Below are 14,231 nucleotides of genomic sequence, written 5' to 3' on the forward strand. Positions count from 1 at the left end.
CATCAGCCATGTCCAACTCACTCAATTCTGACGCGAAACCGGTTTTGGAACCGGTTCCAACCAAACTTCAAAAAAAAGCGCCGAGGCGCTGCGATTTGCGAATAGTGCGCGGGGCAGCCCTCCCGCACCATAGAGGAAATCCCCAGGCGCGGCGGCCGCATGCTGCCAGCGCTGCGGTCAGCCCTCGTCCGCGATACACATCGCCAGAAACTGTTCGACCACCCGCGACGGCGCGCTCGCATGCGGCACCAGAATCGACAGCCGCCGCGTCAGCGGCTGCGGGCTTAGCGACATCAGGCGCAGCGCACCGTTCTCGTGCCGCATCGACATCGCCGACACAAAGCCGACGCCCATGCCGGCCCGCACCGCCTCCTTCACGCCTTCGACCCCCGCGATCTCGAGCGCTACGCGCATCGGCACGCCCGCGCGCGCGAACTCTCGCTCGACCGTCTGCCGCACACCGGAGCCTTCCTCGCGCAGCACCAGCGGATACGCGCCGAACGCGGCCAGCTCGATGCGCCCGCCGTTGTCCGCCTGCGCGAGCGGATGCGAGCGCGGCATGATCGCAACGATCTCGTCCTCGCGCCACGCATGGACGACCGTGTCCGGCGGCAGATCGGCGCCGGCGGGACCCTCGATCATCGCGATGTCGACCGAGCCGAGCGCGCCGACGATCTCGGTCGTGTTGCCGTTGGCGGTGTGCACGGTCACGTCCGGATAGCGGCGATGGAATTCGGCGATCAGGTACGGCAGCAGGTAGCTCGCCGGCGTCGTGCTCGCGCCGATCCGCAACGTGCCCTGCTCCAGACCGCGCAGCGCGTCGCGATACGCATGCGCCTGCCGCCAGGTATCGCGCAGCCGCGCCGCATAGCTGGCGAGCTGCTCGCCGGCCGGCGTCAGCCGCACGCCGCGGCCGTCGCGCTGATACAGCGGCTCGCCGAACTCGTCCTGCAATTGCCGTAGCTGTCCGGACACCGCCGGTTGCGACAGATGCAGCGCCACCGCCGCCCGGCTGATATTGCGATGCTCAGCGACGGCAGCGAACGTTATAAGTTGATCCGGGGTCATCTCGATGAAATATCCGTGAGGCCGATACTTCACATTCTAAATCACGATTTTTCATATTGATATACCTAATTTAGGATTAGCCCCATTGCTGCTCATGCAGTTCCGTGCAAGTTCGCTACGAGTCAGGCACCCAATCATGTCCACATCCACCGTCCCGCTCACTGCCGCCTCGCCCGCGCTGTCCACCCGCGGCCAGCTCAATGGCGTGCTGTTCGTCGCGTTGTTCGCCGCCGCCGTCACGCGCATCGCCGCGATTCCGGCGGTTGCCGGTCTTGGCCTGAGTCCGCTGATCGTCGGCATCGTCGCCGGTGCGATCTATGGCAACGCGCTGCGCGACAGCATGCCGGTCAGCTGGGCGGCGGGCGTCAACTTCTCGGCGCGCAAGCTGCTGCGCATTGCGGTCGCGTTTTTCGGCTTGCGCGTGAGCCTGCAGGAAATCGCCCAGGTCGGTCTGCCGGGTCTCGCGGAATCGGTGCTGATCGTCGTCAGCACGCTCCTGATCGGTACCTGGGCCGGTATCAAGATCATGAAGCTCGATCGCGACACCGCTCTGCTGACGGCGGCCGGCAGCGCGATCTGCGGCGCGGCCGCGGTGCTCGCGTTCGAATCGACGCTGCAATCGAAGCCGCACAAGAGCGCGATGGCGGTCGGCACCGTCGTGCTGTTCGGCACGCTGTCGATGTTCCTGTACCCGGTGCTGTTCAACGCAGGCTGGCTGCATCTCGATACGGTCGGCGCCGGGCTGTTCTTCGGCGGCACGATCCACGAGGTCGCGCAGGTGGTCGGCGCGGCGAGCAACGTGAGCCCGGAAGCGACGCATATCGCGACGATCGTCAAGATGACCCGCGTGATGCTGCTCGTGCCGGTATTGCTGGTGGTCGGCCTGTGGGTGAACCGCGCGGCGCGCGGCGCGAACGATGGCAGCACGGACGGCGCCGCCCCGCGCAAGCTTGCGATCCCCTGGTTCGCACTCGGCTTTCTTGCCTGCGTCGCGATCAACTCGCTGCATGTGCTGCCGCAAAGCGCCACCTCGTCGCTGAACCTGCTCGACACCTTCGCGCTGACGATGGCGATGACCGCACTCGGCATGGAAACGCGGATCTCGCAGATTCGCGAAGCGGGTCCTCGCGCGCTGACCACCGGCCTGATCCTGTATGTGTGGCTGATCGCCGGCGGACTGGGCATCACATGGGCCGTCCAGCACCTGTTGCGCTAAGCCGCCGCCGGCTTCGCCGCCTTCCCCGACACCCCGCCGCGCGCGGGGTTTTGGGCTTTCTGGCGCCCCATCCGGCCCGCTCACACGGCATACTCGTTGCTGCGAACTTTGCTTCCACAACCCGCCTGTACGCATGGTCCGATGGCAGCGGTGAAACCGCCTTCCCGCGACGCGTCCCGGCGACCGGAATGAGGATCGATCGATGAGCCTGGAACTGTACTACTGGGATGGCCTGCAAGGCCGCGGCGAATTCGTGCGGCTCGCGCTGGAGGAAGCCGGCGTCGACTACGTCGAAGTCGCGCGCGGCAAGCCTTCGAAGGGCCTCGGCACCGAGGCGATGATGGCCGTGATGGACAGCCCGGACGAGCCGTATCCGCCATTCGCGCCACCGTTTCTGAAAGACGGTGATCTGGTGATCCCGCAGACCGCCAACATCCTGTTCTATCTCGGCCCGCGGCTCAATCTCGCGCCCAGGGTGGAGAGCCTGCGCTACGTCGCGAACGGCCTGCAACTGACGATCGCCGACGTCGTCACCGAAGCGCACGACACCCACCATCCGCTCGCGAGCGGCCTCTACTACGAGGAGCAGAAAGACGCGGCGAAGGTGCGCGCGCACGATTTCATCGACCATCGGATTCCGAAGTTCATGTCGTACTTCGAGCGCGTGCTCGCGCAGAATCCAGCCGGCGACAGCTTCATGGTCGGCGACGCGCTGACCTATGTGGACCTGTCGATGTTCCAGCTGATCGATGGTCTGCTGTATGCGTTTCCGCGCGCGCTGAAGCGCTTCGGCGAGCACTATCCGCGGCTCGCCGCGCTGCACGACAGGGTGATCGCCAGACCGAACATCGCCGCGTACCTGAACTCGGACCGGCGCATCGCCCATAACGAAAGCTGCGTCTTCCGGCACTATCCGGAACTCGACAAGGCGGCGACTTGAACCGCGCCGCCCGCCCCCGCCTGCTCGCCGCCGCGCGCCCGCCATTCGAGGGGGGCGCGCTGCTGTTATGGCGCGCGTTTTTCACCCCCCCATCACGCCCCGTACCGTCGACGTGCTTTCATTCCTGCTGAAGCTGCGCACCCGCGCCCAACGCCTTTTCCGCCTCTCCGATGCCCACACGATGCTGGTCTGGTCGGTCGTGGTCGGCATTGTCGGCGCGTTCGCGACCGTTGCGTTTCGTAAAGGCATCGAACTGCTGCAACTGGCGATCACCGGCCACTCCGGCAGCTTCGTCGAAACGGCGCGCAGCCTGCCGTGGACCGTGCGCATCTGGGTGCCGGCCGCGGGCGGTCTGGTCGCCGGCGTGTTTTTGCTGATCGCGCAGCGTCACGCCGACAGGCACCCGCACTCCGACTACATGGAAGCGGTCGCGATCGGCGACGGCGCCGTGCCGGTGCGCCTGAGCCTGTGGCGCAGCGTGTCGTCGCTGTTTACGATCGCGAGCGGCGGCTCGATCGGCCGTGAAGGTCCGATGGTGCAGCTCGCGGCGCTCGCCTCGTCGCTGATCGGCCGCTGGGTCCACTTCGATCCGCCGCGGCTGCGCCTGCTGGTCGCATGCGGCGCGGCGGCCGGCATCACGTCCGCGTACAGCGCGCCGATCGCGGGCGCGTTTTTCGTCACCGAGATCGTGCTCGGCTCGATCGCGATGGAGAGCTTCGGGCCGGTGGTGGTCGCGGCGGTCGTCGCTAACATCACGATGCGCGAATTCGCCGGCTACAAGCCGCCTTACGAGATGCCGGAGTTTCCGACCGTGACCGGTCCCGAGGTGCTGCTGTTCGTCGCGCTCGGCGCGCTGTGCGGCGCGGCCGCGCCACAGTTCCTGCGATTGCTCGATGCCTCGAAGCGGACCTTTCGCAAGCTGCCGGTGGCGCTGCCGGTGCGGCTCGCAATCGGCGGTCTCGTGGTCGGCATCATTTCGGTCGCGGAGCCCGAGGTGTGGGGCAACGGCTATAGCGTCGTGAACTCGATCCTGCATTCGCCGTGGACGTGGACCGCGCTCGTGCTCGTGCTCGTCTGCAAGCTTGCGGCGACCGCGGCGACGGCCGGCTCGGGCGCGGTCGGCGGCGTGTTCACGCCGACGCTGTTCGTCGGCGCGGCGGTCGGCTCGCTGTTCGGTCAGGGCATGCACGCGTTGTGGCCGCATGCGACGTCGGCCGCTTATGCGTATGCGATGGTCGGCATGGGCGCGTTCCTCGCGGGCGCGACCCAGGCGCCGCTGATGGCGATCCTGATGATCTTCGAGATGACCTTGAGCTATCAGGTCGTGCTGCCGCTGATGGTGTCGTGCGTGGTCGCGTACTTCATCGCGCGTGCGATCGGCAAGACCTCGATGTACGAGATCACGCTGCGCCGCAATCGCGAGGAGCAGGAACGCACGCGGCTGCGAGCGACGCAGATGCGCGAGCTGATCCGCCCCGCGCAGACCGTCGTGCCGCCGAACGCGACCGTGCACGACATGACGCGCGTGTTCCTCGAATATCCGGTCAAGTATCTGTACGTCGCGAACGACTCGGGCGCATTTCTCGGCGTGGTCGCGCTGAAGGACATCACGTCCGATCTGCTCGAGCGGACCGACACGTCGATGAAAACCGCCGCCGATTATCTGCAACCGCATTTCGACGTGCTGACGCCGGACATGTCGCTCGCTGTCGCGTTACAGCACTTCATGGCGTTTCAGGGCGAGCGGCTGCCGGTGATCGAAAGCACCGCGCATCCCAAGCTCGCCGGGGTCGTCTACAAGACCTCGCTGCTCGACGCGTACTTCCGCATGAATCCGTCGCGCTAGGGCCTTCGCGCAAGCTTCGCGGCGTGCGATGCAAAGCGCCGCGGATTCTCTACAATGAACAGACCGCCGGCCCTTTATGCGGCCGGCACGCGTGAGCCCAGCATGGGCGCAGAGGCAGCGCCCGCCTTATACGCCGTGTAGTCGGAGCCGCAGATGAGCGAACCGTCCCCCGAGGCCGTACGCCGCGATCAGGCCGGCTGGATTTTCGTGCATATCGAAGGCGAGCCGTACGATCGCGGCGAGCAGCACGGCCAGTTGCTCGCCGACGAAATCAGAAACGCGATCCGCACCGCACGCTACCTCGCCAGGTGGGACACCGGCGAAGAGTTCGACACCTTCGTCAACGCCGCGACGAGCCAGTTCGCGAGCAAGCTCGACACCGAATTCGCCGACGAAATTCATGGCATCGCCGACGGCGCAAAGCTGCCGTTCGCCGAAGTGCTCGCGTGGAACGGCTACATGGATCTGCTGCAAAGCTGGTGGCCGACGCATGCGGCGCAGGCTCAGCCGCATCTGGGCGCGAAACTGTGGCGCGGCCGGCGTGGTCACCACTGCAGCGCGTTCATCGCGACCGGCAACGCGACGCGCGACGGCCGCATCGTGATGGCGCACAACTCATGGGACCGCTACGCGGCCGGCGACGCGTTCAACGTCGTGTTCGACATCGTGCCCGACCGCGGCAACCGCATCCTGATGCAGGGCCTGCCGGGCTGCATCTCGAGCCTGACCGATTTCTGGGTCACGGCGGCCGGGCTGATGATCACCGAAACGACGATCTCGAACTTCGCGGGCTACAACCCGGCCGGCGCGCCCGAGTTCTATCGCTCGCGGCGCGCGTCCCAATATGCGAACAGCATCAAGGAATGGTGCGACATGTTCTCGCTCGCGAACAACGGCGGCTACGCGAACAGCTGGCTGCTCGGCGACACGAAGACCGGCGAGATCGCCCGTTACGAACTCGGCCTGCACTATTCGGGCTTCGAGACCACCAAAGACGGTTTCTACAGCGGCTACAACACCGCGACGGATCTGAAGATCCGCAACCAGGAATGCATCGGCGAAGGCGAGGACTATACCGACGTGCGCAAGAACGGCGCGCGGCGTCTGCGTTTCATGCAGCTCGAGGAAATGCATCGCGGCAGCATCGACGTCGAACTCGCGAAGCAGATGATCGCCGATCATCACGACGTCTATCTCCATCGCAACGACAACCCGTGCTCGCGCACGATCTGCGGGCATCTGGAGCTCGACGACGCGCGCTTCGGCGGCACCGATCACGGCCCGTTCAATCCGTGGGGCGCGAACGACGGCAAGGTGGTCGATAGCGAAATGGCGCGCGAGATGGCGTTCTGCGCGCGCTGGGGCCATCCGTGCGGCCGGCCGTTCGACGCGCAGGCGTTCATGAAGCGGCATCCGCAGTGGAACTGGCTGAACGGCTATATGCGCGACCGGCCGTCGTGGCCGTGGACGCGCTTCGACGTGCTGCGCTAACGCATGGCGGACGCGCGCGCCGGTTCGTGCGATGATGGAATCTACAAAACGGTTTTGTCGCAAATGTGCGCGCTTTGCAGTAATTGCCATCTAAGATGGTAAGGAGTTCGGGCCGCGCAGCGCCACGCCGTCCTTGGCTTGCACCGTCCTTTCGACGCGGGACGGCACAGGGTTTGCTCGATTGTCAGCGCCGCATGAGCTTTAGGAGGTCGGGCGATGAAAACCTCGACACTGTTAATCATGGTGACGCTGTCAGCCTCGTGTTTCGCCGCGCCGGTTCATACCGCGCCGGACAGCAAGGATTCCATTACGCTTGCGCAACGCGTGGACGCCGCCCCGGTCGCGCCTCCTGCCCCGGACGTGGCGAGCGCGGACGCGAACCGTCCGCAGCACTGGGAGCATATTGCGCTGCCAAAGTCCCGACATCTGGAACGCAGCCTGACCGGGCAGCACGAGCATTTGACCACGTGAGGGCGGCCGCACCGGCGGGCGATCGCGCGGCCGCGACGGCGCGCCGGCCCGGCTTGCGCCGGCTGTCATGAAGATGGGGTGGCGATGCGCGCGGGATTGCGACACACTGCGAGAAACTCATCGCGGCGAGGCACTGGCTTTTCGCGGCGGCAATAACGACGTGACCAACTCGAGCTCGACAGGAGCATGCGCATGACGGCCTCGGACATCCCCGGCGAATCGATCGATCTGCAGATCGCCGACCTTCTCAGCGAAGTCCAATTTCCGACCAACAAGGATGCGCTCGTCGACGCGGCGCGCGAAGCCGGCGCGAGCAACGAGGTGCTGGCGATGCTCGATAGCATGCCGGAGCAGGATTACGTCGATATCGAGTCGGTCACGCGCCTGATCGGCGGCAATTACGGTCCGGGCCTAGGCATCTGAAGCCGGATTCAGACACGCGTCACCTCACCTTCCGAACTGCGACGACGCCGCGATCCGCGTGCGCGGCACCCGTATCACACGGCGTGTCGTGCGGGTGCTTTCGAGCCCGTCTTCGGACATCTCGCGCGCGGCCTGATCGTCGGACCCGCTCACCGCCGCTACCGCCCGCACCAGCGCCGCACTACGCGAACCTCGCGCCTGTGCGCTTTCCGGCTGGAAATGCTCGACCAGATGATCGATGAACGTCCGGACCTTCGCCGGCAGATGCAGCCGGCTCGGATACGCAATCGTGATTTCGATGGGCGGCAGGCTGTACTCGTCGAGCAGACGCACGAGCCGCCCAGCCGCCAGGTCCCGCCCGATCAGGTAGCTCGGCAGAATCGCCACGCCCATGCCCAGCAGCGCGAACTGGCGCAGCATCTCGGCGTTGTTCGCCGCGATCGCGTTGGTCGGCCGCACCCGCACTTCGCCGTCCGGCCCGCTGAACACGCGCTCCTCGCCGCCGCCCTGCTCGGCCGGCCGGCTCAGGCACGAATGCCTGAGCAGATCCTCGGGGCGTTTCGGCGTGCCGTGCTGCGCCAGGTACTCGGGCGTCGCGCACACCGTCATGTAGCCGGTCGTGAGCCGCCGCGTGACGATGCTCGCGCTGCGCATCTGCCGCGCAACCAGGATACCGACGTCGAAGCCCTCTTCGACGAGATCGACGTGGCGGTCGGCGAGCGTGACGTCGGGCACCACGTCCGGATAGCGCGCCGCGTACGACTGCACGACCGGCGCGAGACTATGCAGCCCGAACACGACCGGCGCGACGATGCGCAGCGTGCCGACCGGCTCGTGATTGCGCGCCACCACCATCTGCTCGACGCCTTCGAGATCGGCGAGGATGTGACGTACACGCTCCAGATAGGTCGCGCCGGATTCGGTCAGCGACAGACGGCGGGTCGTGCGGTTCAGCAATCGGGTGCCGAGCCGCGCTTCGAGATCCGCGACGTGCCGCGTGACGACCGCGGTGGATAGATCCAGCGCGCCCGCCGCGCCAACGAAACTGCCGAGGTCCGCCACCTTGACGAACACGCGCATCGACTGCAGTTGATTCATGGGACGACTCCTGCCTCGGTAAAGCCGGGCCGGCGCAACTGTTGCCGCCTGTGTGGCCCCGCGCCGCATGGGTGTGGGCCTGCCCAACCCAACCGATTCTAGCTATCGGACATGTCCCAACCCTGACCCGGACATGACATTCCGGTCAGATTCGAGGTGGCGTATCGATCTCGCCACTATTGCGCCGTCTATTGTGGATTTTGGCTAGGTATAAACCCTAGTCTCTTGGTAAAATGGCGGCCGAAAGAAATTACCGCCACATCGCCATGCCACATCGTTTTCATCTGCTGGAAAAAATCGCGTTTTCGCTGGTTTGCTGGTCGGCCGCCGCCAGCTCGGCATATATCGCTTACGAGCGTTGCCCGGATATCAAGGTGGCCCTGCACGCAGGGGCAAAGATCCTCGACGCCAGCGGCCAATACGCGTTCGCGTGCACGGCGCCCGCCGCCGAAGCGTGCGCGCAACTGCCGGCCGACTGATTTTTAAGGTTTTAGCCGTATCTGACGCGCGATCCGTCCGGGTCGCGCGTTCTTGCATCCGCGCATCGGGCTGAACGCCCACTGTCACGCATCGCGCCCGAACACCACGCGCGAGAAAAACCCCGCCAGCACCATTTCGGCCATCTCCGTCGGCACATTCTGCGGATCGACCGTGTAGAAGAACTGCACGCCGTCGCACAGCCCCATCAGTCCGATCGCGAGTTGCTCGGGCGGCATCGACATCGGCGTGCCCACGCGTGCCGAGAACTCGCGCACATAGGCGCTCAACTGTTCGATCTTCTCGTGCATGAACGCGTTGAAGCGCAGCCGGAAACGGCCGTCGCGCACCGCCAGCAGCTTCGCCTCGACCCACAGCAGAAAACACTTGTTCTCGCGATGCAGCGAACTGTAGTAGCGCAGCACGCGCTCCTCCATCTCCTCGCGCGAAGCCGCGTTTTCGAAGATCGCATGCAGGCCCGTCTGCATCGCTTCGTGATCACGCCGCAACAGCTCCAGAAACAGCTCGGTCTTGCTGCGGAAGTTCGAATAGAACGCACCGCGCGTATAGCCGGCCGCCGCCGCGATGTCCTCGACACTCGCCGCGACGAAGCCCTTCTTCATGAAAGTTGCCTGCGCAGCATCGAGCAGCCGCCCCCGCGTCTGGTCCTTGCTCTGCTCTCGTGTCAGTCTTTGACGTTTCATGGCCGCAAGCCTAGCACCCAAAAGAATTCAAATCCATCTATACATTCAGATACACGAGTGTATTAGAATTCATTCCGTCATCCAAAGCCATACTTGTATGCCATTAGCATGAACGGCGTGCAGGTTTTCGCTGGCGGGCCGCGCGGCTTGCCGTGTTCGTTCGCTGTCTCCAGTTGGGGTAATTGTGAAGCGTGCCGGTTCTCCCGCATCGTCAGCGATGCGCCAGCAGTCTCCCCCATTCCATCACCGCGGTTTCTCCAGGCAAACCTGCGCGCTCGCGCTGGCAGGCGTGCTCGCGCTCGCGGCCTGCTCGAAGAAGGAAGCCGCGGCACCCGCGCCGCGCCCGGTGGTCGCGCTCGCCGTGCATGCGGACGGTCACGCGCTGCAGGCGGCGTCGCTGCCCGGCGAAGTGCAGGCGCGCTATTCGACGCCGCTGTCGTTTCGCGTCGCAGGCAAGATCATCGAGCGGCGGGTGCGGCTCGGCGACACGGTGAAGAGCGGCGAAGTCGTCGCATTGCTCGACCCGGCCGATGCGCAGAAAAACGCCGCGAGCACGCAGGCGCAGCTCGACGCCGCACAGCACAACCTCGTCTATGCGCAGCAACAGCTCGAGCGCGACAAGGCGCAGGCCAAAGAAAACCTGATCGCGCCGGCCCAGCTCGAACAGACCACCAACGCGTACGCGTCCGCGCTCGCGCAGCGCGATCAGGCGCAGCAGCAGGCGGCGCTCGCGAAGAATCAGCTGCAATACACGACGCTCACCGCCGGTCATGCGGGCGTCATCACGGCTGAACAGGCGGACACGGGACAAAACGTGTCGGCGGGTCAGGCCGTCTACAACCTCGCGTGGAGCGGCGACGTCGACGTGCTGTGCGACGTGCCCGAAAGCGCGCTCGCCGCATTCGCGGTCGGCCAGAACGCGAGCGTCACGCTCGCCGCGCTGCCGGGCCGCAAGCTCAGCGCGCGCGTGCGCGAGCTGTCGCCGGCCGCCGATCCGCAAAGCCGCACGTGGCGCGCGCGTCTGACGCTGCTCGACGCCGGCGCCGACGTGCGTCTCGGCATGACCGCCGACGTCACGCCGGCCGTGCCGCTCACCGCGGCGGCCGCGCAGCACGGCGTGTTCACGCTGCCGGTCACCGCGCTGTTTCACGAGGGGCGCGAACCGGCCGTGTGGGTCGTGCGCGCCGCGGACAACACGCTCGAACTGCGTCGCGTAACTGTCACGCGCTACTACGAGCGCACGTTCGTCGTCAGCGAGGGCCTGAAAGATGGCGAAAGCGTCGTACTGCAAGGGGTGCACACCGTGAGCGCCGGCGAGAAAGTCCGCGCGATAGCGCCGCTGCATCCCGAGGACTTCGCTTCATGAGCACGGCGCACGAAGAAGGCCGCTTCAATCTTTCCGCGTGGGCGTTGCGTCATCAGGCGCTGGTGGTGTTCCTGATCGCGCTCGCCACCGCATTCGGCATCCTCGCCTACACGCGGCTCGCGCAGTCGGAGGACCCGCCCTTCACGTTCCGCGTGATGGTGATCCGCACGTTCTGGCCCGGCGCCAACGCGCGCCAGGTGCAGGAGCAGGTGACCGATCGCATCGGCCGCAAGCTGCAGGAGACGCCGTACATCGATTTCGTGCGCAGCTACTCGCGCCCCGGCGAATCGCTGATCTTCTTCACGATGAAGGACTCGGCGCCAGTGAGCCAGGTACCCGAGACGTGGTACCAGGTGCGCAAGAAAGTCGGCGACATCACGGCGACCTTGCCGCCGGGCATCCAGGGCCCGTTCTTCAACGATGAATTCGGCGACGTCTACACCAACATTTACACGCTCGAAGGCGACGGCTTTTCCGCCGCGCAACTGCACGATTACGCGGACCAGCTGCGCACGGTGCTGCTGCGCGTGCCGGGCGTCGGCAAGGTCGACTATTTCGGCGACCCCGATCAGCACATCTACATCGAGATCGCGAACACGCAGTTGACGCGTCTGGGCATCTCGCCACAACAGCTCGGCCAGGCGATCAACGCGCAGAACACGATCGCGCCCGCGGGCACGCTGACCACCACCGACGACCGCGTGTTCGTGCGCCCGAGCGGCCAGTTCAACGACGTCAACGCGCTAGCCGACACGCTGATCCGCATCAACAACCGCACCTTCCGTCTCGGCGACATCGCGACCATCAGGCGCGGCTACGACGACCCGATCGTCACGCAGATGCGCTTCGGCGGCAAACCGGTGCTGGGCATCGGCGTGACGATGCAGCCGGGCGGCGACGTGATCCGCCTTGGCCGCGCACTCGATCAGCAGATGACCCAACTGCGCGCCGCGCTGCCCGTCGGATTGAATCTGGTCGAAGTATCGAGCATGCCGCATGCGGTCGCGCGCTCGGTCGACGACTTCCTCGAAGCGGTCGCCGAAGCGGTCGCGATCGTGCTGATCGTGAGTCTCGTATCGCTCGGCGTGCGCACCGGCATGGTCGTCGTGATCTCGATTCCGGTGGTGCTCGCGGTCACCGCGCTTTGCATGTACCTGTTCGATATCGGCCTGCACAAGGTATCGCTCGGCACCCTCGTGCTCGCGCTCGGCCTGCTCGTCGACGATGCGATCATCGCGGTCGAAATGATGTCGGTGAAGCTCGAGCAAGGCTGGAACCGCACCCGCGCCGCAGCCTTCGCATACACCAGCACCGCGTTTCCGATGCTGACCGGCACGCTCGTGACCGTGTCCGGATTCCTGCCGATCGCGCTCGCGAAGTCGAGCACCGGCGAGTACACGCGCTCGATCTTCGAAGTGTCGGCGATCGCGCTGATCGCGTCGTGGCTCGCGGCGGTCGTGCTGATTCCGCTGCTCGGCTATCACATGCTGCCCGAGCGCAAGCGGCATGCGCACGAGCCCGACGATCACGAACACGACATCTACGACACGCGCTTCTACACGCGCTTGCGCGGCTGGATCGGCTGGTGCATCGAGCGTCGCTTCGTGGTGCTCGCGATCACTGTGCTGCTGTTCGTGCTCGCGATGGCCGGCTTCTCGCTGGTGCCGCAGCAGTTCTTCCCGAGTTCCGACCGGCCGGAGTTGCTGGTCGATGTAAGGCTGCCCGAAGGCGCGTCGTTCGATGCAACGCTGCGTCAGGCGCAGCGCCTCGAACAGGTTCTCAAGGGGCGGCCGGAAATCGATCACTCGGTCAGCTTCGTCGGCACCGGCGCGCCGCGCTTCTATCTGCCGCTCGATCAGCAATTGCAGCAGCCGAACTTCGCGCAGTTCGTGATCACCGCGAAGTCGGTCAAGGATCGCGAGAAGCTCGCGCAGTGGCTCGAACCGGAGTTGCGCGACAACTTCCCGGCGATCCGCACGCGCCTGTCGCGCCTCGAGAACGGGCCGCCGGTCGGCTATCCGGTGCAGTTCCGCGTGAGCGGTGACGACATCGCGACCGTGCGCTCGATCGCCGAACGCGTCGCCGCGACGATGCGCGCCAATCGCGGCACGCGCAACGTGCAGTTCGACTGGGACGAACCCGCCGAGCGCTCGGTGCGCTTCGAGATCGACCAGAAACGCGCGCGCGAGCTCGGCGTGACATCGGCAGACATCTCCAGCTTCCTCGCGCTGACGATGTCCGGCTACACGGTCACGCAGTATCGCGAGCGCGACAAGCTGATCAGCGTCGATCTGCGCGCGCCGCGCGCCGAACGCGTCGACCCGTCGCAGCTGATCGCGCTCGCGATGCCGACGCCGAACGGGCCGGTGCCGCTCGGCACCCTCGGACATCTGCGCAACGACCTCGAATACGGCGTGATCTGGGAACGCGACCGCCAGCCGACCATTACCGTGCAGTCCGACGTGTCGGCCGGCGCGCAAGGCATCGACGTGACGCACGCGGTGGACCGCGCGCTCGCGCCGATCCGTGCGACGCTGCCGGTCGGCTACCGGATCGAGATCGGTGGCTCGGTCGAGGAAAGCGCCAAGGGTCAAACCTCGATCAATGCGCAGATTCCGATCATGGTGATCGCGGTGCTCACGCTGCTGATGATCCAGCTGCAAAGCTTCGCGCGCGTGTTGATGGTCGTGCTGACCGCGCCGCTCGGCCTGATCGGCGTGGTGCTGACGTTGCTGCTGTTCGGCCAGCCGTTCGGCTTCGTCGCGATGCTCGGTGTGATCGCGATGTTCGGCATCATCATGCGCAACTCGGTGATTCTCGTCGATCAGATCGAGCAGGACATCGCGTCGGGGCACAAGCGTTTCGATGCGATCGTCGGCGCGACCGTGCGGCGGTTCCGGCCGATCACGCTGACCGCCGCCGCGGCCGTGCTCGCGCTGATCCCGCTGCTGCGCTCGAACTTCTTCGGGCCGATGGCGACCGCGCTGATGGGCGGCATCACGAGCGCGACGATCCTGACGCTGTTCTATCTGCCCGCGTTGTACGCCGCGTCGTTCCGCGTGCGTGCCGACGAGCGCGAGCCGCAGACGCCGTCCGGTTCCGACGCCACGCACACGGGTAACTGAGCATGA

11 protein-coding genes and 1 pseudogene are annotated in these 14,231 nt (G+C 65.9%); 9 read left to right on the forward strand and 3 right to left on the reverse strand.

From position 1 onward, the window contains the following. Positions 1–177 precede the first annotated feature (177 nt). Positions 178–1,068, reverse strand: coding sequence for a LysR family transcriptional regulator (locus AB3X89_RS33410; RefSeq protein ID WP_368587068.1), 891 nt, complete (start codon positions 1,066–1,068; stop codon positions 178–180). A 136-nt stretch (positions 1,069–1,204) separates the two neighbouring features. Here AB3X89_RS33410 and AB3X89_RS33415 point away from each other — a divergent pair, with 136 nt between their 5' ends. The 6 genes from AB3X89_RS33415 to AB3X89_RS33440 all read left to right on the forward strand — a co-directional run bounded on the left by AB3X89_RS33415 (position 1,205) and on the right by AB3X89_RS33440 (position 7,455). Continuing rightward, positions 1,205–2,284: a YeiH family protein gene (locus AB3X89_RS33415; protein ID WP_368587069.1), complete on the forward strand. Its 1,080-nt coding sequence runs from the start codon at positions 1,205–1,207 to the stop codon at positions 2,282–2,284. A gap of 202 nt (positions 2,285–2,486) precedes the next feature. Beyond that, entirely contained in the window at positions 2,487–3,224 is a 738-nt protein-coding gene (locus AB3X89_RS33420) for a glutathione S-transferase (RefSeq protein ID WP_368587070.1), read from the forward strand. A 112-nt stretch (positions 3,225–3,336) separates the two neighbouring features. Further along, positions 3,337–5,070 (forward strand): ClcB-like voltage-gated chloride channel protein, encoded by a 1,734-nt coding sequence (locus tag AB3X89_RS33425; protein ID WP_368587071.1) that lies wholly within the window; start codon positions 3,337–3,339, stop codon positions 5,068–5,070. A gap of 153 nt (positions 5,071–5,223) precedes the next feature. After that, entirely contained in the window at positions 5,224–6,561 is a 1,338-nt protein-coding gene (locus tag AB3X89_RS33430; protein ID WP_368587072.1) for a C45 family autoproteolytic acyltransferase/hydolase, read from the forward strand. Positions 6,562–6,777: 216 nt separating this feature from the next. Beyond that, a complete protein-coding gene (locus AB3X89_RS33435; protein WP_368587073.1) occupies positions 6,778–7,032 on the forward strand; it encodes a hypothetical protein in 255 nt (84 codons plus the stop codon). A 192-nt stretch (positions 7,033–7,224) separates the two neighbouring features. Continuing rightward, positions 7,225–7,455, forward strand: coding sequence for a DUF2795 domain-containing protein (locus tag AB3X89_RS33440; RefSeq protein WP_368587074.1), 231 nt, complete (start codon positions 7,225–7,227; stop codon positions 7,453–7,455). Positions 7,456–7,671: 216 nt separating this feature from the next. On the opposite strand, the pseudogene AB3X89_RS33445 reads toward AB3X89_RS33440, so the two are convergent. Continuing rightward, positions 7,672–8,553, reverse strand: a pseudogene (locus AB3X89_RS33445) (LysR family transcriptional regulator); the annotation flags it as partial. Between the two features lie 266 nt (positions 8,554–8,819). On the opposite strand from AB3X89_RS33445, the gene AB3X89_RS33450 reads away from it, so the two are divergent. Next, positions 8,820–9,032 carry a hypothetical protein gene (locus AB3X89_RS33450; protein WP_368587075.1) on the forward strand — a complete coding sequence of 71 codons (213 nt, stop codon included), beginning with the start codon at positions 8,820–8,822 and terminating at the stop codon, positions 9,030–9,032. Between the two features lie 84 nt (positions 9,033–9,116). Here the strand turns inward: AB3X89_RS33450 and AB3X89_RS33455 are convergent, their stop codons facing one another. After that, positions 9,117–9,734, reverse strand: a complete 618-nt coding sequence (locus tag AB3X89_RS33455; protein ID WP_368587076.1) for a TetR/AcrR family transcriptional regulator — start codon at positions 9,732–9,734, stop codon at positions 9,117–9,119. A gap of 217 nt (positions 9,735–9,951) precedes the next feature. Between AB3X89_RS33455 and AB3X89_RS33460 the strand changes: the two genes are divergently transcribed. Both AB3X89_RS33460 and AB3X89_RS33465 read left to right on the forward strand, forming a co-directional pair. Beyond that, positions 9,952–11,100, forward strand: a complete 1,149-nt coding sequence (locus tag AB3X89_RS33460; protein WP_368587077.1) for an efflux RND transporter periplasmic adaptor subunit — start codon at positions 9,952–9,954, stop codon at positions 11,098–11,100. Beyond that, complete coding sequence (locus tag AB3X89_RS33465) at positions 11,097–14,225, forward strand: efflux RND transporter permease subunit (RefSeq protein WP_368587078.1); 3,129 nt, start codon at positions 11,097–11,099, stop codon at positions 14,223–14,225. Before AB3X89_RS33460 ends, AB3X89_RS33465 begins: the two co-directional genes overlap by 4 nt. Positions 14,226–14,231 lie beyond the last annotated feature (6 nt).

It is taken from the genome of Paraburkholderia sp. BR14320 (genome assembly GCF_040948665.1).
GTDB lineage: Bacteria > Pseudomonadota > Gammaproteobacteria > Burkholderiales > Burkholderiaceae > Paraburkholderia > Paraburkholderia youngii.

Coding starts and splice junctions, on each gene's coding strand:
- AB3X89_RS33440 (WP_368587074.1), top strand. CDS start 7,225: ATGACGGCCTCGGACATCCCCGGCGAATCGATCGATCTGCAGATCGCC.
- AB3X89_RS33450 (WP_368587075.1), top strand. CDS start 8,820: ATGCCACATCGTTTTCATCTGCTGGAAAAAATCGCGTTTTCGCTGGTT.
- AB3X89_RS33460 (WP_368587077.1), top strand. CDS start 9,952: ATGCGCCAGCAGTCTCCCCCATTCCATCACCGCGGTTTCTCCAGGCAA.
- AB3X89_RS33435 (WP_368587073.1), top strand. CDS start 6,778: ATGAAAACCTCGACACTGTTAATCATGGTGACGCTGTCAGCCTCGTGT.
- AB3X89_RS33430 (WP_368587072.1), top strand. CDS start 5,224: ATGAGCGAACCGTCCCCCGAGGCCGTACGCCGCGATCAGGCCGGCTGG.
- AB3X89_RS33420 (WP_368587070.1), top strand. CDS start 2,487: ATGAGCCTGGAACTGTACTACTGGGATGGCCTGCAAGGCCGCGGCGAA.
- AB3X89_RS33415 (WP_368587069.1), top strand. CDS start 1,205: ATGTCCACATCCACCGTCCCGCTCACTGCCGCCTCGCCCGCGCTGTCC.
- AB3X89_RS33410 (WP_368587068.1), bottom strand. CDS start 1,068: ATGACCCCGGATCAACTTATAACGTTCGCTGCCGTCGCTGAGCATCGC.
- AB3X89_RS33455 (WP_368587076.1), bottom strand. CDS start 9,734: ATGAAACGTCAAAGACTGACACGAGAGCAGAGCAAGGACCAGACGCGG.
- AB3X89_RS33465 (WP_368587078.1), top strand. CDS start 11,097: ATGAGCACGGCGCACGAAGAAGGCCGCTTCAATCTTTCCGCGTGGGCG.